Source organism: Paracoccus sp. Ld10 (assembly GCF_045064235.1).
Lineage (GTDB): Bacteria > Pseudomonadota > Alphaproteobacteria > Rhodobacterales > Rhodobacteraceae > Paracoccus.
The window spans coordinates 155,595-178,265 of record NZ_JBISHD010000005.1 but is presented as its reverse complement, the minus strand read 5'-3'; the positions used below and the strand labels follow the sequence as shown (position 1 = coordinate 178,265).

The following is a 22,671-nucleotide window of genomic DNA, read 5'->3' as shown; positions in this document are numbered from 1 at the left end:
CTGGACCCCGAACTGCGCGAACGCATCTTTCCGACCTCGCGGCTGGAGGGCGTGGCGAACGTGCTGGTCTTTGCCGGCACCGACGCCGCGTCGGGCGTCCGTAACGCGCTCAAGATGCGCGCCGCGGGCCTCGAGGTCGGCCCGATCCTGATGGGCATGGGCAACCGCGCCCACATCGTCACCCCCTCGATCACAACCCGAGGCCTGCTCAACATGTCCGTGCTGGCCGCGACTTCGGTTGCCAGCAACGCCTGACATCCACCGGCTGACCGCACGGAGTGGCGTTGAGTTGCCTGCGGGTGCTGTGCCGTTGCAGGCAACGCTCAGTTCCCCAACAGGAACATCCTCGCGACCGGGTGCTGTCGGCTGCCGGCCAAGCACGCCATTGCCGATCATCGTCATGGTCATCGACCTCTGCAAGCGGGCTTTGACGCATCAGGGTCATAGCAAAAGATCAAACTAGATTATTAATTCATAATTACGTTACTGTAAGTGATTCGCCGCTCTCCTCACAGAGAGCTTGCATGCAAGGAAAGGGAGGCCGCGCATGACCCACCATATAATCGCCATCTTACTACTCGTCGCGATGTTCATCGTCGCTACTGCTTTGCCCATCAACATCGGGGTGCTTGCGTTCGTCGGCGCGTTCCTTGTCGGCACCGTCTTGATGGGCGATACCGCCAAGGACATCATCGCAGGGTTTCCAAGCGGGTTGTTCCTGACGCTGGCCGGCATCACTTGGCTGTTTGCTCTGGCCCAGAACAATGGCACGATTGATTGGTTAGTCAGGCGGGCGGTTCGCTCCGTTAATGGGCGTATCGGATTGATACCGTGGATCATGTTCGCAATTGCTGCGCTGCTGACATCGATCGGTGCCGTGACGCCGGGTGCCGTCGCGATCGTCGCGCCGATCGCGTTGAGTTTTGCATTCAGGTACCACATCTCGCCGCTCCTCATGGGAATGATGGTTGCGCAAGGTGCGTCGGCGGGGGCGTTCTCGCCCATTGGGATTTTCGGCGGGATCACGAACGGCGTCGTCGAGCGGGCCGGGCTGCCCCTGAACGAGATGGTGACATTCGCGGCAAGCTTTCTGGCGAACTTTGTCTGCGTGCTTTTGCTCTTTTTCGTCCTGGGCGGTCGAAAGCTGATGAGTACGCGGGTCGAAATGGGCGAACCGATCACGGTCCCGCATATCGAGATAGCAAGAGCTGCGACAGGACCGCAGATATTTGGTGACAGCGAAGCCGAGGCAATCAGTCCGCGGGTCGGCCGCGAGGGGGGCGGTCACTCCAACAAGCTGGTCAACGAGGTCGAGGAGGGCAATCACCATGATGGAAACCCGGTTCAGATCATCACGGTGCTGGGGCTTGTCATGCTGGCCGTCATGGTTCTGGCCTTCAAGGCTGACATCGGTTTCGTCGCGCTCAGCATCGGACTGGTCATCGCGCTTTTGCAGCCGAACGTCCAGAAACGTGCCATGTCCCAGGTCGCATGGCCTGAAATCATGCTGATCACCGGGGTCGGGACCTATATTGCGGTGCTGGAGAATATGGGCACGATCGACTTTATCGGCAACAGTGTCGCCTCTATGGCCTCGCCTGTGCTTGCGGCGCTGTTGTTGTTCTATATTGGCGGCATCGTCTCGGCTTTTGCCTCGTCGACTGCGCTGCTTGGGGCATTGATCCCCCTTGCAGTGCCATTCCTGCAGGGGGGATCAGCCATCAGCCCCGTAGCTTTCGTGGCGGGCATGGCCGTCGCCTCGACGATCGTCGACGTCAGTCCTTTTTCGACCAGTGGCGCGCTTGTTTTGGCGAACTCGCAGGGCGTGGACAAGCAGGCGTTTTATCGACAGCTTCTTGGATATGGAGCGCTGGTAACGTTGGCAGCGCCGGCGATCCTGTGGATCATCTTTGTCGTCATTCCAAACTGACCAGTGGCGTGTGCGCCCATTACGCACACGCACCAGATACCAATCACGCCGCGGACCCTTGACTTTTTGAATTATGAATTCATATTTTGAGTATACGCGATTATGTGTCGGGAGTTATCACCATGTCTCATGTCTCAGGCCGTCATTTCCTGCAAATTCCGGGTCCAAGCCCTGTGCCTGACCGCGTTTTACGCGCAATGTCCGCGCAAGTCATCGATCACCGCGGCCCAGAATTCGCAGAACTTGGTTTGAAGGCACTTTCTGCCGTCAAGACCATCTTCAAGACCGAACAGCATGTCGTCATCTATCCTGCGTCCGGCACGGGTGCCTGGGAGGCTGCGTTGGCCAATGTCCTGCAAGAGGGCGACAGGGTTTTGATGTACGAGACGGGCCACTTTGCAACGCTGTGGAAAAAGATGGCGGAAAAGTTGGGTGTCGACGCCGAATTCATCGGCGGCGACTGGCGTTCGGGCGCTGATGCGAACCAGATCGAGCAGAGACTGCGTGGCGACGCTCAGCATCAGATCAAGGCCGTTTGTGTGGTGCACAACGAAACGTCCACGGGTTCGGTGTCGCCGATCGCCGATGTCCGGCGCGCGATGGATGCGGCGGGCCACCCCGCGCTGTTGATGGTCGATACCATCTCGGGGCTGGGCTCTATCGATTTCCGGTTTGATGAATGGGGCGTGGATGTTGCGGTGTCGGGATCGCAAAAGGGCCTGATGCTGCCTCCGGGGATCAGCTTCAACGCTGTTGGGCACAAGGCACTGGAAATGTCCCGCACCGGGGGGATGCGCCGGTCCTACTGGGACTGGCAGGACATGGTCGACATCAATGCCAAGGGGTATTTTCCATACACGCCCGCAACCAACATGCTCTATGGCTTGGTCGATGCGGTCGACATGATGCTTGAAGAGGGTCTGGACACCATTTTTGCCCGCCATCAGCGTCATGCAGCGGCCACGCGGGCGGCCGTCCGGGCCTGGGATCTGGAGGTGCTGTGCAATCACCAGGGACATGAAAGCGGCGTGCTGACAGCCGTGCTGATGCCCGCTGGGCAAAGTGCAGATCACCTGCGTGCCGAGGCGTTGAAGCACTACAACATCTCGCTTGGCAGCGGGCTGTCCAAGGTGGCTGACAAGGTCTTCCGCATCGGCCATCTTGGCGACATCAACGACCTGACCCTTATCGGCGCCCTGGCTGGCGTGGAACTGGCGCTTGAAAAGGCCGGCGTTGCGCATAGCAAGGGCGGTGTCGGCGTGGCGATGCAGCATCTGGCGGATAATGTCGCCCCGGGTATTGCGGCCTGATGGTCGTCATATCGGCCCTTGAGGACATGCTGGCGGCCCGCGATCGCATCCGCCCGCATGGTCATGTCACCCCGGCCATGACCCGCCGGATGCGGGACGACATGACCTGTGCGCAGTTGTTTTTTAGATCCGCGGACCTGCAAAGCGCCGACGCCGGCACCGCCGTGTTCGGACTGTCAGACGCCCAGGCCGCCCAGGGCGTCGCGGCACATTCCAGCGGCGATCATCGCATTCGCCTGCCCCATGCCACGGGCAGGCGCGGCATTCCCAGCACCGCCGTCATGCGCCTCACGCCCCCGCAGGTGAGAAAGGACGCAGTTCACGTCTGTGGCGCCGGCGTCGTGGAATGCGAACCCTCGACCAACGCGCGCGAGGCGGTGTTCGCGCCGGTCGTCGCGGATACAAGCGCCGAGTTCGCGCACCCTTACAACGACGCCCCGGAAGCAGTGGACGACGGGCTGAAGATGTTGCTTGAGGACATGACCCAGCATTTGGTCCGTAACCGCGTCACCGACTTCCTGATCGCGTCAGAGGACGAGGCATTCGCTGCGATGCGACCGATCTGTAAGCGACTTAAGATCGTGGCCGAACCCTCCGGCGCGGTGACGCTGGCGACTATCCAAAAGAACCCGAACGTGTTGTCCAGCCTGCACGTTGGTGTCGTCATAACGGGCGGGAATGGTGAACTGGACCGGCTGCCCCGGACCCATGGGGATGCCCGATGAGCACCCAAGCAGAATTCGAAGGTTTCGAGGTCGGATACGACATTCCTGCCCGGCCGGGAATGGACGAGGCCGATATTCAGACCCCCTGCCTGATCCTTGATCTGGACGCGCTGGAGCGAAACATCCGCAAGATGGGCGATTACGCCCGCGCCCACGGCATGCGCCACCGCGCGCACGGCAAGATGCACAAGTCGGTCGACGTGCTGAAGCTGCAGGAAAGGTTGGGCGGCGCGGTCGGCGTCTGCTGCCAGAAGGTGTCCGAGGCCGAGGTGTTCGTCCGCGGCGGAATTTATGACGTGCTGGTGTCGAATCAGGTCCGTGACCCGGCCAAGATCGACCGCTTGGCCCGCCTGCCGCTGAGGGGCAGTCGGATCATCGTCTGCGTCGATGACATCGCCAATGTGGCCGAACTGTCGGCAGCTGCGCAGCGCCACGGCACTACGCTGGAGTGCCTTGTCGAAGTCGACTGCGGCGCGGGCCGCTGCGGGGTCAGGACGTCAAAGGACGTGTTGACCATCGCCCAAGCCATCGACACTGCTGCCGGGCTGACCTTTACAGGCATCCAAGGCTATCAGGGCGCCATGCAGCACATGGACAGTTTTAACGACCGCAAGGTCAAGCTGGATGCCGCCATTGCACAGGTCCGCGAGGCGGTCGATGCGCTGACGGGCATCGGGCTGACGCCGGAACTGGTGTCGGGTGGGGGGACCGGATCCTATTACTTCGAAGCAAATTCGGGCGTCTTCAACGAACTGCAATGCGGCAGCTATGCGTTCATGGACGCCGATTACGGGCGCATCCTGGACCGCGACGGCACCCGCATCGACCAAGGCGAATGGGAGAACGCGCTGTTCATCCTGACCAGCGTCATGAGCCATGCCAAGCCGCATCTGGCAGTCGTCGATGCCGGCCTGAAAGTACAGTCGGTGGACAGTGGCCTGCCCGTCATCCATGGCCGCACGGACGTGACATACATCAATTGTTCCGATGAGCATGGCGTGATCGATGACCCGCACAGCGTATTGCCCGTCAACGACAGGCTGCGGCTGATTCCCGGCCATTGCGACCCGACCTGCAATGTCCACGACTGGTACGTTGGCCTGCGTGGCGGCAAGGTCGAGGTCGTCTGGCCGGTTTCCGCCCGGGGAAAGGCCTATTGATGCTGGTCGGCGCCAAAAAAGACAGCGTAGACCTGATGACCTCCAAATCCGCATATGCGATCGTAGGGAGGGTTTGCGCAATGATGAGACGCGGACAGGCGCGCAACTTTTCAGTAGTGCGCGAGGCACTGGGCCATGACGACGCGCTCTTTGGATTCAAGCGTGCCTATAATGCGGCAGCTTTGGCCCTTTGCCTTAAGACCGCGGGATGTTGGCCCGGCAATCAGGCGCGTGGACTGATCAAGCATCAATCGACGATTTTTCTGTTCGATTCCGACGCGGTGTGCGTGGCGGCTATTGCTGGCCGCAATTTTTTGATCGCGCTGCGCAGGGCTGCGGCTTCGGCTGTGTCGACCCGCCATCTGGCGCCCCAGGGTCGCGCGTCGCTGGCATGACAATGGCGGACGACCAGCCGGAATTCCAGATCGCCGCAGCCCGCATCCAAGCGTTTGAAGAATTGGTTGAGCGGGATCTCCGCCCCAGGATGCTGTCGCATCTGCCCAATACTACGGCCCAGCTGAAGCGGTCGTTCGAGGTGGTCGATCTGGGGCGTCTGGGCGCCGAGACCGATGGTATCATCTCGGTCACGTCATTTTTTGCGCCGGTGCTGCTGGACCGTCGCGTTACGGGTCGGACCCATATCGCCGCGGTGGGCACCGATACGCGCAGCGAGCAAGAACCTGACCCCGCGCTGGTAGCGTTGGCCCGTACCTTTACCGACGAGATTGGGCAACCCATCAGCATCGGCGAGTGCCAACACGCTGACCATGCGGGTCGGATCGCCCGTGACGATATCATAGAAATCGGTTCGGTCATCATCGGTGATCAGTTTGGCCATCAAGCGCACGCCCAAGGCACGCTGTTCGACGGCACGGGGCGGGATTGCAGGACCCGACTATCACCGCCGCTGTTGTCAAGCTGGCCGTAGGCGGCATCGTTGCCCGCCATGTCGGGATCTGACGCAGAAAATAACCTGAAACGAGGAGATCGTGATGTTGAAACTGGAACTTGCACAAAAGCTGGCGGACGCCTGTCTGAGCCATGCGAAGGACGCTGGCCTGAAGCCGCTGACGGTGGCGGTTGTCGACGCAAGCGGTCAGTTGACGGTGCTGATGAGGCAGGATGACACCAGCATGATGAGGGCCGACATCGCCCAAGGAAAAGCCAAGGGCGCAATTTCGATGGGGCTGGGATCACGTGCGCTGTTCGAGCGGGCAAAAAGCCAGCCGTACTTCATTCAATCCATGAACGCGCTGGCCGGCGGGATGTTGGTGCCGGTGCCAGGAGGGGTGTTGATCCGGCAGAATGGCGACCTGATCGGTGCGATCGGCATCACCGGCGACAGTTCCGACAACGACGAGACGTGCGCAATCTGGGCAATAGAAAGCCTTGGTCTGGTCGCCGATCCCGGCTGAAACTAGCTTCTGGTGCAGATGGTGCGTCGGGTGCTAGAATCAGCCGACCTGCCATCTGATCAGACAAGGCCCTGACCTACCGGATGAATCATACCTTTGAACCTGCAAAAGACCTGCGCCGTCGCTCGCTTCACGAAGAGCTGACACAGACACTCCGGGATCTCATCATACATGGTGCGTTGGCGCCAGGTATCAAAGTTCCGGAAAAAGATCTGTGCGAAACCTACTCCGTGTCGCGCACGCCATTGCGGGAAGCACTGAAAGTGCTGGCCAGCGAGGGTCTTGTTATTCTTGAACCCAATCGCGGGGCGCGTGTCAGTGTCATCACGCAGAGCGACCTGGACGAGGTGTTTCCCGTCATGGGGGCACTGGAGGCGCTTGCCGGCGAACTTGCATGTAAAAATATCACCGACGCAGAGGTCAGCCACGTCCGGTCGCTTCACGAGGCCATGCTGAAGCATTATCGCAGCGGCAACCTGGACGAGTATTTCGTCGTGAACCAGATGATCCATGAAGCGATCCTTTCGGCGGCGCGAAACATGACGTTGACGATGCATTATCGTGCGCTCTCTGCGAGGGTGCAACGTGCGCGGTATGTGGCGAACATCACGGCCGACAGATGGGCCCAGGCCGTTGAAGAGCACGAGGACATCACCAGATATCTGGCAGCGCGCGATGGCAAGCATCTTGCCGCGACGCTGCGCAATCATCTGGAGAACAAGCTGCTTTCCGTCAGCCGCTATCTGGATGAACAAGCAACGTCGAACCCGGAGGTCTAAACCGCGGTCAGCCTTTCCGGTTTAAAAAGCGGGACGCGATCTGCGTCGGGGAAAAGGCAGCCTGTGTGGAGTTCCGGATGCTGGCAGGTGCGTGGCGATGTTCATGCTCGCACATCCGCTTGTCGACGCAGGTCAGGTTCGCTGTTCGGGATCGGCCGCCGCCTGGGACATGCGATAAAGATTCTAATTGAATTCATAATTATCACTAAGTATGCTTTTTATTGCGCCCGGCAGAAATTGTCCGCGTGCGGAATTTCTGGACCACGGATTGACCAGCAGTCCCAGACGGGCGTCATCTCTGTGATCGTCAGCCTCCGCGATACGTACTGCCGATCCGGATGGCCCCAGCCCCGGACCCAGGCTGCTTGAAAGTGCAGGACCATGAACGCTCCCAACACGACGATCCAGGCATCCGCCGCCCTCCAGACGGCTTCTGAAAAATCGCTTGAACAGACGCTGAGCCGCGCATTGGAGGGCGAAGTCCGGTTCGACGCCTTTACGCGCGGACGCTATGCGACCGACGCGTCGATCTATCAGATCATGCCTGCCGGGGTCGTGTTTCCAAAACACGAGGCGGACATCGCCGCCGCGCTGGAGATCGCCCGTCAGCACGATACCCCCGTGATCGTGCGGGGCGGCGGCACGTCGCAGAACGGCCAGCCCATCGGGGCGGGACTTGTCATGGACATGTCCCGCTTTTTCAGCGGTATCACGGATTATGATCCAAGCAGCGGCACGGTGCGCGTCCGCCCGGGAACGGTCCTGAATACCCTGAACGATCGTCTTCGCAAGGATGGCCTGTTCTTTCCTGTTGAACCTTCGACGGCGTCGCGATGCACCATCGGGGGCATGTGCGGCAACAACTCTTCTGGCGCGCGGTCCTTGCGGTTCGGCAAGATGGTCGACAACGTCCTGGCAGTCGACGGCATGATGGCCGATGGCCAGAGGTTTTCCCTCAGTGCGGCCCCGTTGGACCAGAACGCCTCGCCGGATGCGCGCCGAATCATGGAGCGGCTGACAGCGTTGGCACGGCAGCACCGAGCCGAGATCGAGGATGTATTCCCAAAGGTCCAACGCCGGGTGGGCGGCTATAACCTTAATGAACTGCTGCCTGACGATCCGAACTTCGCGCGCCTTCTTGTCGGCTCGGAGGGTACGCTGGCGCTGACGACAGGGGTGACCCTCAAGCTGTCTGCACTGCCCAGGTATCGCGTCATGGGTGTATGCCATTTTCCCGACTTCCGTGCCGCAATGGAAACGACACAGCACATCGTCGCGCTTGATCCCGTCGCCGTGGAATTGGTCGATAACAATGTGCTGGTGCTGGGCGCCGACATCCCCCTGTTCGTCAAGACACTTGCCGACATCACGCGAGGCAAGCCGAACTGTCTGTTGCTGGTCGAGTTCGCGGGGGATGATCTGGACACGCTCAGGCATGACTTGAGACGTCTGGATCAGTGTATGGCAGACTACGGCTATGCTGACGCGGTCGTCGAGGTTGTCGAACCCGCGCGGCAAAAGCCGGTATGGGACGTCCGCGAAGCCTGCCTGAACATCATGATGTCCATGAAGGGAGATGGCAAGCCGGTCTCGTTCATCGAGGATTGCGCGGTCCCCCTGGAGCACCTGGCCGACTATACCGACTCCGTGACAGAGGTCTTTGCCAGACACGGCACGGTGGGAACGTGGTATGCCCATGCATCCGTAGGGTGCCTGCATGTCCGACCGATCCTGAACATGAAGGACGCTGACGGCGTCCGCAAAATGCGGGCTATCGCCGAAGAGGCCGTAGAGCTTGTCCGCAAGTTCAAGGGCAGTTTCTCGGGCGAGCACGGGGACGGCATTTCGCGGTCCGAGTTCGTCGAGCCGATGTTCGGCGCCAAGCTGACCCGGGCATTCGAGCAGGTCAAGGATGCGTTCGATCCCCATAACCACCTCAATCCCGGCAAGATCGTCAGACCGTTGAAGATGGACGACCGCAACCTGATGCGGTTTGCGGCTGGGTATGGCGTTGTCGAACCCCGGAAAACTGCGTTGGACTGGTCGCAGTGGGGCGGGCTGGGTGGCGCTGTCGAGATGTGCAACAACAACGGCACATGTCGAAAGCTTGCGGGCGGCACCATGTGCCCGTCCTATCGTGCGACGCTTGACGAACAGCATGTCACCCGCGGACGCGCCAATTCACTTCGCCTGGCAATTACCGGGCAACTGGGCCCCGATGCATTCACGTCGTCCGAAATGAAGGCGACGATGGATCTGTGCGTGTCATGCAAGGGGTGCAAACGCGATTGCCCTACCGGCGTGGACATGGCCCGGATGAAGATCGAATTCCTTCACCACTATTACAGCAAACATGGGCTGCCGCTTCGCGAACGGGTGATTGCCCATCTGCCGCGCTATGCGCCGTTTGCGCGCTGGATTGCGCCCGTGTTGAATTTACGTGACCGGATTCCCGCCCTCGCCAGGCTGTCCGAGAAGATGCTGGGCTTTTCCGCGCAACGGACTCTTCCAACGTGGCGGCGTCCTTGGAAAGAGACCACACGGCCCGCCGACCCGCAGGATGTGATGGGCGACGGACGTGACCTCGTCTTGTTTGGGGACACCTTCAATCGCTATTTTGAACGCGAGAACCTTGAGGCAGCAGAACGCGTCCTGCGGGCTGCTGGATACCGCCTGCACCATGTCAAACCTGTGACTGGTACGCGCCCGATGTGTTGCGGTCGCACGTATCTGGCTTCGGGTCAGACGGATGCCGCCCGAGCCGAAGCGCGGCGCACGCTGGACGCGGTCCGCCCGTTCATCTTGAACGGCGCCCGGGTCGTGGGACTGGAGCCGTCCTGCATCATGAGCTTTCGTGATGAAATGACGGCGCTGCTGCCTGCGGAGGAAACCTCCTTTATCCAGGGAAAGGCGCTGATGTTCGAGGAGCTGCTTGCGTCTGATATGGCGGCTGGTGTGATCACGCTGCCCTTGCAGGACCAGGGCGGCCGGATCGCGCATCTGCATGGGCACTGTCACCAGAAGGCCTTTGATGCGATGCGTTCGGTGGAAACGGTTCTGCGTTGCATCCCCGGGCTGACGGTTAAACCTATCGAAAGCTCTTGCTGTGGGATGTCCGGTGCCTTTGGCTATGCCGTCGAAAACATCGATGTGTCCAGGAAAATGGCCGAGCTGTCCTTGCTTCCGGCGGTGAGGGATGCGGCGGGCGACGACATTATCGTGGCGGATGGTACCAGCTGCCGCCATCAGATCCATGACGGCGCCGGGCGGGACGCGGTACACGTGGCTGTTGTGCTTGATGCGGCGCTGTCAAAGACGCGACGAGCATGACGCGTGGACGACAGGCCGCATGTTACGGCGCCATTGATGGCATGGGCGACCAGAACCAAGGCAACCTTGGTCCGATAATAATGCGCGCGAGTACCGGAAGCCTTTGCGTCCACCACAGTTAAACAGCGGTTCAGCGCCGCATGCGTTGATTTCGACCCGAATGTGAAACGATCATACCGCCTGAAATTGGCAGCTCTCTGATGGCTGGTGCCCGTAAAAGGGCTCAACTCAGAGTGGATAGGATCATCTATCGAGCACACAGGGCCAAGTCCGCGCTCCATGGCAGTGGTGGCGGGCCAGCACTGCCGCGCAAGTCGTAAAACGCGTTCTGCGTCGGGAACGACAGGCCGCGCGCGCTGTGGCGCCAGAACCTGACGACCCTAAACAGCAACCATCAGGATTCCGCGCGCCGCATGGCGATCCTGACAGGCATCAAGGCGGCTGCAGTGCCCGCCGCCCCAAGATTGACCCGTTGTACGACGCGCCGAAGTCTTGGCAAATTTGCGCGACGGGACCGGTGATCCGGCGGATACCGCATGGGCACGACGACCATCACCGCGCCGTCACGGAGCGACTGCAAGAATGGTCGCCAGGGGCAAGGGATGATGCGCCATGACCACATGGGCCGTACGCTGGCCAACGCCCGATCGTGTCCACGAACGGTCCGGCAAGGGTGATCGCCGATAGGATCGGAGCGCGCTTGCCACCGCAGGTGGTCCCGCCTGTCTATCAACTCTCCCGCGTGGGATCGAACGTCAGCAGCCGCAGGGCGTTCAGCGTCACCAGAACCGTCGCGCCTGTATCGGCCAGGATCGCGATCCAAAGTCCGGTGATGCCCAGGACCGTCGTCACCAGAAACACCGCTTTCAGCCCAAGCGCGAGGGTCACGTTCTGCTTGATGTTGCCCATTGCCGCACGGGACAGGTGGATGAGAGCGGCCGCATCGGTCACCCGGTCGCGCAGGATCGCACCGTCGGCTGTTTCCAGTGCCACATCCGTACCAGACCCCATTGCGATGCCAACCTGTGCCTCCTTCAACGCGGGGGCGTCGTTGATGCCGTCGCCGATCATCATCACGCGTCCCTGTCCGTTCAGCGCGCGGATCGCGGTCAACTTGTCCTCTGGCATCATGCCTGCGCGAAAATCCAACCCCAGATCGCGTGCAATGGCGGCGGCGGTGCGAGGGTTGTCACCGGTCAACATTGTCGAACCCAGCCCCATCGCGGCCAGTTGCCGAATGGCTGACGCGGCGTCCGGGCGCGGCTCGTCCCGCATCGCGATCAGCCCCAAGGGCCTGTCCGCGCGAAAGACCGCGACAACCGTCTTGCCCTCATTTTCCAGCGCAAGGACGCGGGGTTGCGACGCGGCATCGATACCACCCACGCCATCGGCATGCATGGGAGACGCGACCCATGCAAGCGAGGTCCCCACAAAGGCCTGGACGCCGCGCCCAGGCAGGACGCGGGCATCGCGGGCCAGCGGACATTGTACATCCGCCGCCTGTGCCCTGCGCAGAACCGCCCGTGCCAGCGGATGGCTTGACCCCGCCTCGACAGCCGCCGCAACAGATAGCAGTTCGGCCTCGTCGACGCCGGCTGCGGGAACAAGGTCGGTCACAACCGGCGTGCCGTTGGTCAGCGTCCCGGTCTTGTCAAAGACGACATGCGTCACGCCTGCCGCCGCCTCGATCACCGCGCCGCCTTTCATCAACAGACCGCGCCGCGCACCCGCTGAAAGGGCAGACGCGATCGAGGCCGGGACCGAAATCACCAGGGCGCAGGGACAGCCGATCAGCAACAGCGCCAGACCGCGATAGATCCACGTGGTCCAGTCCTGCCCAAACGCCAGAGGTGGCACCATGATCACCAGCGCCGAAATCGCGATGATCGCCGGCATGTACAGCCGAGAGAAGCGGTCGATGAACCGTTCCGTGGGGGCGCGTGCCTCCTCCGCCTCCTCGACCAGGCGGATGATGCGGGCGATGGTGTTGTCGCTGGCCTCTCTGGTGACGCGCAGGCGCAGAACGGCCTCGGTATTGATCGAACCCGCAAAGACCGCATCACCGACACCGCGCGTGCGGGGGACGCTTTCGCCTGTCACCGGACTTTCATCGACGCCGCTTGTTCCCTCGATGATATCGCCATCTGCCGGAATGCGGTCGCCGGGGCGGACCAGAACGACCTGGCCGATTTCCAGGCTGTCCGCGGAAACCGTCCGTATCTGGCCGGACACCTCCAGCAGCGCCGTCTTGGGCACAAGATCGCCCAGTGCACGGATGCCCTGTCGTGCCTTGCCCGCAGCGACACCTTCCAGGACCTCGCCCACGGCAAACAGGAAAACGACCAACGCGGCCTCTTCGGCGGCGCCGATCAGCAGCGCACCCCCCGCGGCGACGGTCATCAACCCCTCAATCGTAAAGGGTTGGCCCAGACGCATCGCTTCTAACGCCCGCTTTGCCACCGGTCCCGCACCGATCAGGCAGGCCGCCACGAACGCCCAGTACCCGAATCGGGCCGAGGTCAGCAGTTCGACCGCCCAGGCAAGGGCCAGCAGCGTTCCCGTCAGGATGATCAGCCGACCCTTTGCCGTCTGGTACCATGATGGATCGGGCGATGGATCGGGCAGCACCGCCGCATGATCGCGCTGACGTGGGTCGGCGACCGGTGGCTGGCCAGCAGGCCGTATGACCGAACCTGCGTCAGGCAGAACAAAAGCCTTCTTGCGCGGCGCCGGCTGGCCTTTCGGGGCAATCCCAAAGCCCAGCTTTCGGACGGTGCCCTCGATGTCATCCGGTGTCGTGGTGTCCGGCATCAGGTTCAGTGTCAGGCGTTCCGCCATCAGGGCGACCTTGGCGTCGCTGACGCCTGGCATCCTGCCCACCGCACGGATCACCTTTGTCGTGCAGGCGGCGCAGTCCATGCCCGTCACGGTCCATTCCCATCGTTGCTTGGTGTCACCTGTCATTTCGTATCCCGCCCAAGGTCTTTTCATCGTCAGATGAGAGAGATAGGATCTCTAGCAACTAGAGGTTCAAGGGGTTCTTCATGCTGACCATCGGAAAGATGAGTGCGGCCACTGGCGTCAAGGTGCCCACGATCCGCTATTACGAGGATATCGGGCTGTTGCCCGAGGCGGGGCGCAGTGCCGGAAACCAGCGGTTGTACGATCAGGCCGCGCAGGAGCGGCTGGCCTTTATCCGGCATGCCCGCGAACTTGGCTTTCCGCTTGATGATATCCGCGAGCTTCTCAGTCTGTCCGACCGGCCCGAGATGTCCTGCGCCGCCGCAGATGTCATTGCAGGACGCCAGCTGATCGCCGTCCGGGACCGCATCGTGCGCCTTCACGCCCTGCAGCAGGAATTGGAGCGCATGCTGATGCAATGCGCCAAAGGTACGATTTCCGACTGCAAGGTCATCGAGGTCCTCAGCGATCACACCAACTGCCTGCATGCCGACCACGGCGCACAACACCGCGCTGCAGTGTCGGGCAAGGCGAGCTGATATGATGGTGGCCGTCACCACCGGGTGTCAGGCCCTGTTCGGGGCCTGCATCAATGCCCCACCGGACCGATCCGGGGTCGATGTCCTGTCTGGTTGGTGATGATCCGCAAGATCGGGCGTGTGACAATCGCGCCACATTCATCGCCCTGACCCGTCACGGCGGCACTTCTATGGCAGCGTGCAGGATCGTCAGTCTTCTGGACCAGCAGGGTCGTCAGGCTATCGCCCGTTCGCCGTCTTGACGGGACATGGTTCGGTCTGGTCACAACAGCCCTTCTTCACGAAACGAAACCTCTGAATCTTTGCCGATGACCACGTGGTCGTGCACGGAAACCTCGATCGCCTCGCATGCGGCTGCAACTTTCGCCGTCATGGAAATGTCCTCATCGCTTGGCGTGGGGTCTCCGGAGGGGTGGTTGTGCACCAAAATGACCGCGCTTGCGTTCAGCTCCAATGCGCGCTTGGCGACTTCGCGTGGATAGACCGGGACATGCCCGACCGTACCGATGCCAAGCGCCTCATCGGCAATGATCGTGTTCTTTCGATCCAGGAAAAGAACCCGGAACTGTTCGGTTTCACGATAGGCCATGCAGGTCCGGCAATAAGAGATCAGCGCCTGCCATGATGATACCACCTCGCGCTGAAGGACCTTGGCCTGGGCCATCCGTTGCGCAAAGGCATCGACCAACCTCAGTTGCAGATAGACCCAACGGTCTGCCCCCTCTACCTGCCGGATGCGATGCTCGGACGCGGCGACGACGCCGTTCAGGTCCCCGAACGTGGCAAGAAGACGCTTGGCCAGAGGCTTTACGTCGATCTTGGAAACGGCGTTGAACAGCAACAGCTCCAGCATCTCATAGTCGGGCATCGGGGCATGGCCACCCTCCAGAAAGCGTGTCCGCAACCGCTCTCGATGCCCCCAGTAATGCGGTCGGGCGGTGCCGTCGCTGCCCGTGATCAGCCCTCCGCCTGCCGCCGCATCCGGTTTCAGCCGGTCCGTCATGCGAAACGACCGGGAGTATGCCGGCGCGGTAATGGCATCGGGCGGTGGAAGGCGCGCCTCCAGGTCGGCCAATCCTTTCAGCGCCTCCTCCGAAAACCCTCTTGGCGATGAATCGACGTGCCCCAGGGTGTCGGATGCTTCGCTTGGCTGCACAGTCTTCAGCCCACCGCCACCTTGATTGGAATTCATGATCCGCACCTGACATTCAACGCGACGGCACATCCATGGAATCGACGGGGAGATGCCAGTTTCAGGCGTGGAATTTGCGCAAATAAGGTAAACGAACCATTAACAAAAACGCGGGACAGCGATCGAAACTGTTCGGATGGACAATTATCCATCGGTTTGTCCACGCGCAAAGGTCAGGCGCGCCTGTATCCTGAGGCACAGGAATATTACCGGCTCAACCCGCCACGCAGACATCCGGGCAGCCCCGACCATGTCGATGGCCTTTGTCTGCGCCTGCACACGAAAGATCGCTAACCTTTCAGGCCCCCTGGTCATCCTTTGGGACGCGCCCCGTTTTTTCCGGCACCAGAAAATCAAAGTCGCAACCCTCGTCGGCTTGGGTGACGGTGTCCAGGAACAGCTTCTTGTAGCCGCGGTCAGAGCCTTCATGGACCACGGGTGTGAAACCAAGGCGACGTTCGGCCAGTTCGGCGTCGCTGACGTCGAGGTGCAGGCGTCGGGCAGGCACATCCAGCTCGATCATGTCGCCGTTCCGCACGAACGCCAACGGGCCGCCAGCCGCTGATTCAGGCGTCACGTGCAGCACGATCGTGCCGGACGCGGTGCCGCTCATGCGGGCGTCGGAAATGCGCACCATGTCCATGACACCGGCTTCCGCCAGCTTTCGCGGTATCGGCATGTAGCCTGCCTCGGGCATGCCCGGGGCGCCGATCGGCCCGGCATTCTGCAGTACCAAGATGTCGTTCGGACCGACATCAAGGTCAGGATCGTCCACGCGTTCCGCCAGATCCGCCAGTGATGTAAAGACGACGGCCCGACCGCGATGCGTCAACAGCGCGGGTGTCGCCGCCGAATGTTTGACGATCGCGCCACCGGGCGCGAGGTTTCCGCGCACGACGGCCATGCCGCCCTCGGGATAGATCGGTTGAGAGAAGGGTGCCACGATGTCCTGTTTCCATGGCGCGGGAGCAGCATCCAGCTCTTCTCCAAGGGTGCGGCCCGTGACCGTCATGCAATCCAGATGAAGATGCGGCCTCAGTTCTCTCAGGATGGTGACAAGGCCCCCCGCCGCATGAAGATCCTCCATGTAGTTCTGGCCAGAAGGCTTCAGGTCGACCAGCACCGGGACCTTGCGCCCGATCCGGTCGAAGGCGTCCAGATCGAGGGACAGGCCGCAACGCCCGGCAATCGCGGCCAGGTGGATGATGCCATTCGTGGAACCGCCGGTGGCAAGTAGCACGGTCAGGGCATTCTCAAAAGCCTGTCTGGTCATGATGGCGGACGGCAACAGCGGCTGGACCGCCAACCTGGCTGCGATCTGGCCGGTCATCTCTGCGATACGGCGGCGGTCCGACGATACGGCCGGTGCAGTCGCACCACCCGGCGCCATCATGCCAAGCGCCTCGACGGTCAGCGCCATCGTTGACGCGGTCCCCATCACGCCGCACGTGCCCGCACCTGGTACCAGGCGGTCGTTCACCTCGGCAATTTCCGCGGCGTCGACGTCACCCGCCCTGTGCCGGGCCCAGAAACGGCGGCAGTCGGTGCATGCGCCCACGCGTTCGCTGCGATGGCGCCCCGTCAGCATCGGGCCGGTCACCAGCTGAATTGCCGGCACGTCCGCACTGGCGGCGCCCATCAGTTGGGCAGGGACCGTCTTGTCGCAGCCTCCGATCAGAACCACGGCGTCCATCGGCTGCGCCCTGATCATTTCCTCGGTGTCCATCGCCATCAGGTTGCGCAGGAACATCGAGGTCGGATGAGAAAACGCCTCGTGGATCGAGATTGTCGGGAACGTCACCGGCAGGGCACCGGCCAGCATGACGCCTCGCTTTACCGCCTCGACAAGATCGGGAACATTGGCGTGGCAGGCGTTATATCCGCTGGCGGTGTCGACAATTCCCACGATCGGCCGTTCCAGGGCATCGTCGGAATAGCCCATGCCCTTGATGAAAGCCTTGCGCAGGAACAGTGAGAACCCGGAATCACCATAGTTCGTCAGCCCCTTTTTCAGTCCCCGTGCTGCCCGATCCGTCATGTGTTCCCCCGACCTTGTGTTGACTCTTACCAGAGCACGGCGGCAATTATATTGTCAACAATATGTTTGACAAATGGCAGGGGGCGTTTCTACAGTGCCATCTGCGCGGAGGAGCGCATGAACGAACTGGGAGGTTCACCGATGAAGTTTGTAATTCCTGCTGCTCTTGCCGTCACGACGGCTTTGGTTTCCCCTGCGCTGGCGCAAGAGGGCACCTATACCGCATCAAGCAATGTCGACGTGCTGCAGGGCTTTCAGGCCGGCGGTGGTTCTGATGCGCTGGCCCAGCTGGTCCAGCCGTTCCTTGCACAGGAACTGGGCGTCAATTTCGTGAACCAGTATATTCCCGGCGCCACCGGGGCTATTGCATGGACGCGCCTGGCCAAGCAGTCGCCGAACGACGGCTCGACGATCAGCATCACGAACACGCCGATGCTGCAGACAAACTATATCATGAACCCGACAATCACCTATACGATCGACGAGATCACGCCGATCGCCAACATCGTCACCGATCCGGGAATCGCGGTGGTGGCATCCGGGTCGCCATTCGAAACGTTCGAGGATTTCGTCACGGCGGCCAAGGAAAACCCCGGCACGATCACGGTCGGAAACTCTGGCGTCGGTGGTGACGATTACTTTACGTCGCTGCAGTTCGAACGGAACGCCGAGGTTCAGCTGCAGAAGGTCCCGTTCCAGGGCGATGGCCCGTCGTGGACCGCTGCCATGGGTGGCAAGATCGATGCCAGCTTTACCAATGTGGGTGTCACCCTCTCGCAGATCCAGGAAGGCAACCTGCGCCCCCTCGTGGTGTTTTCCGAGGAACGCCTCGACAGCCTGCCGGACGTGCCGACCGCCACGGAGCTGGGCTATGATCTGGTCGCGGGGTCATCGCGGGGCTACAGCGGTCCGGGTGATTTTCCGGCAGAGGCCCGCCAGCAATTCATCGACGGCCTTACGCGGGTCATGGACAATCCCGACTTTCAGGCTGCGGCCGACAAGCAGGGTCTGCTGATTGATTTCATCCCCGGTGACGACTATGCCGCGTTCCTGAAAAATCAGGAGGGTGAATTCCGCGACCTTTGGGATCTCATCAAGGATGACGTCATGGCCGCCCAATAGGACGGCGCCGTGGCGGTGCGTCTGACGACGCGCCGCCTCCCTTGTCCATCAGCATCCGGGAATTTCAAGATGGGTCAAATCGTCGTCGCCGTCGCCGCCATTGCACTTGCTCTTTTCTGCAGGGCCGAGGCTGCGGCCTATCCTGTCACTGCCGGAAGGCTGCCTGACCTGCTTGGTATCGTCATCGTCGTGCTTGCCGTGATCGCGATCGCGAACGTGGCGTGGGAAAGGCTGCGCGCCCGCCCGGCCGTCGCCCAAGCCGGACCGGCCTCTGAAACGCCGACCGATTGGCGCAGTCTGGCGCTTGGGGCAGGCTTTCTGGCGCTGGTCATTCTTTATGCCCTCAGCATCACGCGCATCGGCTATCTTATCGCGACGCCGCTTTTTCTGGCGATTCCGCTGATCGTGCTGCGGCCCATCGGCCTGGTTCCGGCGGTGTCGACCATCGTCGCGGTTACCGCGGTGATCTTCGGGATCTTCGTCTGGTTCCTGAACCTGTCCATTCCCCTGTATCCAACCCTGTAAGGAAATTCGCGATGGACTCGTTTTTCTGGATCGGTCTCTCCAATGTGGTAGAGCCGATCAACATTGCGGCCATACTTGTCGGCGTCACTGTCGGCATGTTCATCGGCGCCATGCCCGGCCTTTCGGCCACGATGGCAATCGCCTTGCTGTTGCCGCTGACCTATTCCTTTCCGCCCGAAACCGGTCTGGCGATGCTTGCCTCGCTGTATCTGGCGGCGATGTACGGCGGTTCGATCGCGGCGATCCTGCTGCGCACGCCGGGCACGCCTGCGGCTGCGGCGACGGTGCTGGACGGCTATCCGATGGCCCGGAAGGGTCAGGCAGGCAAGGCGCTTGGCCTGTCGTTGACCGCATCGCTGATCGGGGGCGTCATCTCTGCGATCGTTCTTCTGACGGTGGCGCCGCTGCTTGGAAGCCTGGTGCTGAATTTCGGCCCGGTCGAGATCTTTGCCATCGCGGTCCTTGGGATCACCATCATCGGGTCGCTGTCGCAGGGTTCGACCATTCTGGGCCTGATGTCCGGGGCGATCGGCCTGATGCTGGGCATGGTCGGCATGGACCTGACCACCGGCACGCCGCGATTTTCCTTCGGGTTTCTGGAACTGTTCAGCGGCATCAACTTTACCGTCGCGCTGATCGGCCTGTTTTCGATCCCCCAGGCCGTGCGGCTGATCATGCAGGGCAATACCAACACGGACGCGCGGGTTTCCAGCGTGACGGGTCGCATGTTGCCGACCGGGTCCGAGTTCATTCAGATGCTGCCGAACAGCCTGCGCTCGTCGGTCATCGGGGTGTTCGTCGGCCTGATCCCGGGGACCGGCGGCGATACGGCATCGTGGTTCGCCTATAACGAGGCCAAGCGTTTCTCGCGCAACAAGGCAGAGTTCGGCACCGGTTGTCCGGCGGGCGTCGTCGCACCGGAAGCCGCCAACAACGCCGTCGTCGGCGGCGCGCTGATCCCGACGATCGCGCTTGGCATTCCCGGCTCGGCCTCGACCGCGGTGCTGCTGGGCGGCCTGATGGTGCACGGTATCCTGCCCGGCCCGTCGCTGATGACCGATTACGGCGATGTCACCTATACATTGCTGTGGGCGGTCCTTTTTGCCAATGTCGCACTGTTCCTGGTGGGCCTGCTGTTCACCAGGGCCTGCGTGGCCGTGACGAAAATCCCGAACCGGGTGGTGGGCCCGGTCATCGTGGTCCTGTCCGTGATCGGCGCCTATGCGATCAACAATTCGGTCTTTGATATCGGGCTGATGATCGCATTCGGCATGGTGGGCCTTGCGTTCGATTCGTTCCGCATCCCGACACCGCCCCTGGTCATCGGCCTGATCCTTGGGCCGATCCTCGATACGACGATGCAACAGTCGCTGCTGATCGGTGGCGGGCGGTGGACCATCTTCATCGAAAATCCGATCTCGGCGACCCTGCTGGCAATCGCGGCGCTCTCGATCCTTCAGGCGACGCCGCTGTTCGGCGCGATCGCACGAAAGGTCCGCCCCAGGTCCGTCAGCGGAACGTGAGCCGCAGGACGGCGGATTTGCGGGACGTTGCGCTCATTGCGGAAAGCAGGGCGAGGGGACGACTTTCCGCTGCTGCCGCCTGCGGGTAGAACATCCAGACTGAGATGTGAGGAAAGTGTGACCATGTCCAATCTCGCGAAGGAATCCGCGCAGGAGCCGGAGCAGTCCGGTCATAAAAGACGCAATGGCGATGATATCGCGAACGAGATCGCCGTCAGGTTGGAGGAAGAGATCGTCTTTGGCCGGCTGCATCCACGCGAAAGGCTTGTCGAGGAGGACATAGCGCTCCGCTTTGGCGCCAAGCGGCATCTTGTCCGACAGGCGATCGCCGAGCTTGAACGGCTGGGTCTTGTGGAACGCTTTCGCAACCGGGGTGCCGTCGTGCGGCTGTACGATGCCAAGGAGGTCGAGGACATCAACAGCGTGCGCGAGCTGGTCGAGGCGCATGCGGCCTCGCTGATCCCGCTGCCGCTGCCGGACGACGCTGTCGCCGAACTTGATGCGATCCAAAAGGCGCACCAGGCGGCTATCGTGTCGGGCGACGCGCACGGCGTGTTTCATGCCAACATCAATTTTCACCGCAGGCTGTTCGCCCATTGCGGCAACGAGGCCCTGATCGAGGCCATCAACAGTTTCGCCCAGAAATCCCACGCCTACCGGCATATTTTCGTCAACGACAGGCCATATCTGATGTGGGCAGCCGAGGATCACGCCAAGATCGTGGCGGCCGTCCGGGCGTGTGACCGCGCCGCTCTGGTCAGTCTTTGCCGCAACCATCTGGCCCCAGCCAAGAACTATTACGTCGAAACGTATCGCTCACGTTTCAGCGACGACTGAAATGCATGACCGGGCCTGTTCATGAACAGGCCCAGTCATGCACACGGATCAAATCACGCCCACCCGTCGATGGCATAGTGGTCCAGCGCGGCTTCGTCGAACGCAAACCCAAGGCCGGGGCTGGTCGGCAGAACCAGCTCACCATCCTTCAGCACCAGCTGACGGTCGATCAGGCGTCTGAAATTCAGCACTGCATCATCGGGGAAATACTCGACGAACTGTCCGTTCGGTGCCGATGCCACCAAATGCACATGCAGGTCATGAAACCAGTGAGGGCAAATGTTGACGCCAAAGCTGGCGGCGGTGGCGCCGATGCGCCGATATTCGGTGATGCCACCGCAGACACAGGCGTCGGTTTGCAAAATGGCGGCGGCCCCGCGTTCCAGCAGTTCCTTGAACCGCCAGCGTCCGCTCTCTATCTCGCCTGTGGCAACGGGAACCCGTGTCCGCTCGGCCAGCCGCGCGTGGTTGTCGATGTCATCAGGAGAGAACGGCTCTTCGATCCAGTAGGGGTCGTATGGCTCGTACCGGTCCATGTAACGCAGCGCCGTCGGCAGGTCGCGCCAGGCGTTGTTCGCATCCAGCATCAGCAGGATGTCGGGTCCGATCGCCTGCCGCGCGGCCTTGATGCGCGCCTCCTCGGCTGCGGGCGCAAGCAGGCCCACCTTGATCTTGACGGCTTTGAAGCCCGCGTCGACATAGGCGCTCATTTCGTCGGCGAGCTGATCAGGCCCCTTGCCGTCCAGATAGTATCCACCAGACGCATATGCCGGCACGGTCACGTCATGATAGCCGCCCAGAAACCGGTGCAGCGGCATTCCCGCTGCCTGCGCATTGCGATCCCATATGGCGGTGTCAAGGATCGACAGGCCGCGCATCGCGGACCCACTGCGGCCATGCAGCAGCCCGGCGGAATACATCCGGTCCCACAACCATTCGACGCGCGTCGAATCGGCACCCAACAGCAGCGGCGCGAACAGCTCTCTGACCGCGGTCGCGACAATCAGACCGGCATCGCTGCCGCCATAGCAAAAGCCTATGCCGGTAGCGCCGTCAGCGGTTCTCAGGCGGGCGACGACATAGTCACGATGCAACACCCGCCGGGTCGATAGGGCCGTTGCATGCGTCAGGGGAACCCTGATCGTACGCGCCTCTACGCTGGTTATCCGTGAAGCATGGTCCATGATGTCCTCCTCCTCGCCGATCGTCGGCGCTCTTCCTGAACGGCTGGTATCGAAGTTGTCAACAATATTGTCAACTAAAATACCGTGCGACATGTTGCTGG

19 protein-coding genes are annotated in these 22,671 nt (G+C 61.6%); 15 read left to right on the top strand and 4 right to left on the bottom strand.

Annotated features, from left to right (window positions below):
• The 10 genes from ACJJVR_RS03130 to ACJJVR_RS03085 form a co-directional block, all read left to right on the top strand.
• Window positions 1–255, top strand: a 255-nt coding sequence (locus ACJJVR_RS03130) for a phosphate acyltransferase (protein WP_405402167.1), incomplete at its 5' end; no start/stop codon positions are given.
• Window positions 256–547: 292 nt separating this feature from the next.
• Window positions 548–1,930 (top strand): SLC13 family permease, encoded by a 1,383-nt coding sequence (locus ACJJVR_RS03125; protein WP_405402165.1) that lies wholly within the window; start codon window positions 548–550, stop codon window positions 1,928–1,930.
• Between the two features lie 122 nt (window positions 1,931–2,052).
• Entirely contained in the window at window positions 2,053–3,240 is a 1,188-nt protein-coding gene (locus ACJJVR_RS03120; protein ID WP_405402164.1) for a pyridoxal-phosphate-dependent aminotransferase family protein, read from the top strand.
• Window positions 3,241–3,266: 26 nt separating this feature from the next.
• Window positions 3,267–3,965 (top strand): hypothetical protein, encoded by a 699-nt coding sequence (locus ACJJVR_RS03115; RefSeq protein WP_405402162.1) that lies wholly within the window; start codon window positions 3,267–3,269, stop codon window positions 3,963–3,965.
• Complete coding sequence (bhcC, locus tag ACJJVR_RS03110) at window positions 3,962–5,125, top strand: 3-hydroxy-D-aspartate aldolase BhcC (RefSeq protein WP_405402160.1); 1,164 nt, start codon at window positions 3,962–3,964, stop codon at window positions 5,123–5,125. Before ACJJVR_RS03115 ends, bhcC begins: the two co-directional genes overlap by 4 nt.
• Complete coding sequence (locus tag ACJJVR_RS03105; protein ID WP_405402158.1) at window positions 5,125–5,520, top strand: hypothetical protein; 396 nt, start codon at window positions 5,125–5,127, stop codon at window positions 5,518–5,520. The genes bhcC and ACJJVR_RS03105 overlap by 1 nt, the downstream gene beginning before the upstream one ends.
• Window positions 5,521–5,522: 2 nt before the next feature.
• On the top strand, window positions 5,523–6,053 hold the full coding sequence (locus ACJJVR_RS03100) for a hypothetical protein (RefSeq protein WP_405402156.1): 531 nt from the start codon (window positions 5,523–5,525) through the stop codon (window positions 6,051–6,053).
• A 64-nt stretch (window positions 6,054–6,117) separates the two neighbouring features.
• Entirely contained in the window at window positions 6,118–6,540 is a 423-nt protein-coding gene (locus tag ACJJVR_RS03095) for a heme-binding protein (protein ID WP_405402154.1), read from the top strand.
• Between the two features lie 83 nt (window positions 6,541–6,623).
• Window positions 6,624–7,319: a GntR family transcriptional regulator gene (locus ACJJVR_RS03090; protein WP_405402152.1), complete on the top strand. Its 696-nt coding sequence runs from the start codon at window positions 6,624–6,626 to the stop codon at window positions 7,317–7,319.
• A gap of 381 nt (window positions 7,320–7,700) precedes the next feature.
• The gene (locus ACJJVR_RS03085; protein WP_405402150.1) at window positions 7,701–10,649 is read left to right on the top strand and encodes an FAD-binding and (Fe-S)-binding domain-containing protein; all 2,949 of its coding nucleotides are present in this window, start codon (window positions 7,701–7,703) and stop codon (window positions 10,647–10,649) included.
• A gap of 729 nt (window positions 10,650–11,378) precedes the next feature.
• On the opposite strand, the gene ACJJVR_RS03080 is transcribed toward ACJJVR_RS03085, so the two are convergent.
• Window positions 11,379–13,613: a heavy metal translocating P-type ATPase gene (locus ACJJVR_RS03080; RefSeq protein WP_405402149.1), complete on the bottom strand. Its 2,235-nt coding sequence runs from the start codon at window positions 13,611–13,613 to the stop codon at window positions 11,379–11,381.
• Between the two features lie 80 nt (window positions 13,614–13,693).
• Here ACJJVR_RS03080 and ACJJVR_RS03075 point away from each other — a divergent pair, with 80 nt between their 5' ends.
• Entirely contained in the window at window positions 13,694–14,149 is a 456-nt protein-coding gene (locus tag ACJJVR_RS03075) for a helix-turn-helix domain-containing protein (RefSeq protein WP_405402147.1), read from the top strand.
• A 262-nt stretch (window positions 14,150–14,411) separates the two neighbouring features.
• Here ACJJVR_RS03075 and radC read toward each other — a convergent pair whose 3' ends face one another.
• Both radC and ACJJVR_RS03065 read right to left on the bottom strand, forming a co-directional pair.
• The gene (gene radC / locus ACJJVR_RS03070) at window positions 14,412–15,341 is read right to left on the bottom strand and encodes a DNA repair protein RadC (RefSeq protein WP_405402145.1); all 930 of its coding nucleotides are present in this window, start codon (window positions 15,339–15,341) and stop codon (window positions 14,412–14,414) included.
• A 298-nt stretch (window positions 15,342–15,639) separates the two neighbouring features.
• On the bottom strand, window positions 15,640–17,379 hold the full coding sequence (locus tag ACJJVR_RS03065; RefSeq protein ID WP_405402143.1) for an IlvD/Edd family dehydratase: 1,740 nt from the start codon (window positions 17,377–17,379) through the stop codon (window positions 15,640–15,642).
• Window positions 17,380–17,520: 141 nt separating this feature from the next.
• Between ACJJVR_RS03065 and ACJJVR_RS03060 the strand changes: the two genes are divergently transcribed.
• The 4 genes from ACJJVR_RS03060 to ACJJVR_RS03045 all read left to right on the top strand — a co-directional run bounded on the left by ACJJVR_RS03060 (window position 17,521) and on the right by ACJJVR_RS03045 (window position 21,386).
• Complete coding sequence (locus ACJJVR_RS03060; protein WP_405402141.1) at window positions 17,521–18,501, top strand: tripartite tricarboxylate transporter substrate binding protein; 981 nt, start codon at window positions 17,521–17,523, stop codon at window positions 18,499–18,501.
• 69 nt (window positions 18,502–18,570) lie between these two features.
• Entirely contained in the window at window positions 18,571–19,026 is a 456-nt protein-coding gene (locus ACJJVR_RS03055; protein ID WP_405402140.1) for a tripartite tricarboxylate transporter TctB family protein, read from the top strand.
• Window positions 19,027–19,037: 11 nt separating this feature from the next.
• Window positions 19,038–20,549, top strand: coding sequence for a tripartite tricarboxylate transporter permease (locus tag ACJJVR_RS03050; protein WP_405402138.1), 1,512 nt, complete (start codon window positions 19,038–19,040; stop codon window positions 20,547–20,549).
• Between the two features lie 123 nt (window positions 20,550–20,672).
• A complete protein-coding gene (locus ACJJVR_RS03045) occupies window positions 20,673–21,386 on the top strand; it encodes a GntR family transcriptional regulator (protein WP_405402186.1) in 714 nt (237 codons plus the stop codon).
• A gap of 53 nt (window positions 21,387–21,439) precedes the next feature.
• Here the strand turns inward: ACJJVR_RS03045 and ACJJVR_RS03040 are convergent, their stop codons facing one another.
• On the bottom strand, window positions 21,440–22,570 hold the full coding sequence (locus ACJJVR_RS03040) for a mandelate racemase/muconate lactonizing enzyme family protein (RefSeq protein ID WP_405402137.1): 1,131 nt from the start codon (window positions 22,568–22,570) through the stop codon (window positions 21,440–21,442).
• Between the last annotated feature and the right edge of the window lie 101 nt (window positions 22,571–22,671).

Coding starts and splice junctions, on each gene's coding strand:
- ACJJVR_RS03115 (WP_405402162.1), top strand. CDS start 3,267: ATGCTGGCGGCCCGCGATCGCATCCGCCCGCATGGTCATGTCACCCCG.
- ACJJVR_RS03050 (WP_405402138.1), top strand. CDS start 19,038: ATGGACTCGTTTTTCTGGATCGGTCTCTCCAATGTGGTAGAGCCGATC.
- radC (WP_405402145.1), bottom strand. CDS start 15,341: ATGAATTCCAATCAAGGTGGCGGTGGGCTGAAGACTGTGCAGCCAAGC.
- ACJJVR_RS03095 (WP_405402154.1), top strand. CDS start 6,118: ATGTTGAAACTGGAACTTGCACAAAAGCTGGCGGACGCCTGTCTGAGC.
- ACJJVR_RS03105 (WP_405402158.1), top strand. CDS start 5,125: ATGCTGGTCGGCGCCAAAAAAGACAGCGTAGACCTGATGACCTCCAAA.
- ACJJVR_RS03085 (WP_405402150.1), top strand. CDS start 7,701: ATGAACGCTCCCAACACGACGATCCAGGCATCCGCCGCCCTCCAGACG.
- ACJJVR_RS03060 (WP_405402141.1), top strand. CDS start 17,521: ATGAAGTTTGTAATTCCTGCTGCTCTTGCCGTCACGACGGCTTTGGTT.
- ACJJVR_RS03120 (WP_405402164.1), top strand. CDS start 2,053: ATGTCTCATGTCTCAGGCCGTCATTTCCTGCAAATTCCGGGTCCAAGC.
- ACJJVR_RS03100 (WP_405402156.1), top strand. CDS start 5,523: ATGGCGGACGACCAGCCGGAATTCCAGATCGCCGCAGCCCGCATCCAA.
- bhcC (WP_405402160.1), top strand. CDS start 3,962: ATGAGCACCCAAGCAGAATTCGAAGGTTTCGAGGTCGGATACGACATT.
- ACJJVR_RS03090 (WP_405402152.1), top strand. CDS start 6,624: ATGAATCATACCTTTGAACCTGCAAAAGACCTGCGCCGTCGCTCGCTT.
- ACJJVR_RS03125 (WP_405402165.1), top strand. CDS start 548: ATGACCCACCATATAATCGCCATCTTACTACTCGTCGCGATGTTCATC.
- ACJJVR_RS03045 (WP_405402186.1), top strand. CDS start 20,673: ATGTCCAATCTCGCGAAGGAATCCGCGCAGGAGCCGGAGCAGTCCGGT.
- ACJJVR_RS03075 (WP_405402147.1), top strand. CDS start 13,694: ATGCTGACCATCGGAAAGATGAGTGCGGCCACTGGCGTCAAGGTGCCC.
- ACJJVR_RS03040 (WP_405402137.1), bottom strand. CDS start 22,570: ATGGACCATGCTTCACGGATAACCAGCGTAGAGGCGCGTACGATCAGG.
- ACJJVR_RS03065 (WP_405402143.1), bottom strand. CDS start 17,379: ATGACGGATCGGGCAGCACGGGGACTGAAAAAGGGGCTGACGAACTAT.
- ACJJVR_RS03080 (WP_405402149.1), bottom strand. CDS start 13,613: ATGACAGGTGACACCAAGCAACGATGGGAATGGACCGTGACGGGCATG.
- ACJJVR_RS03055 (WP_405402140.1), top strand. CDS start 18,571: ATGGGTCAAATCGTCGTCGCCGTCGCCGCCATTGCACTTGCTCTTTTC.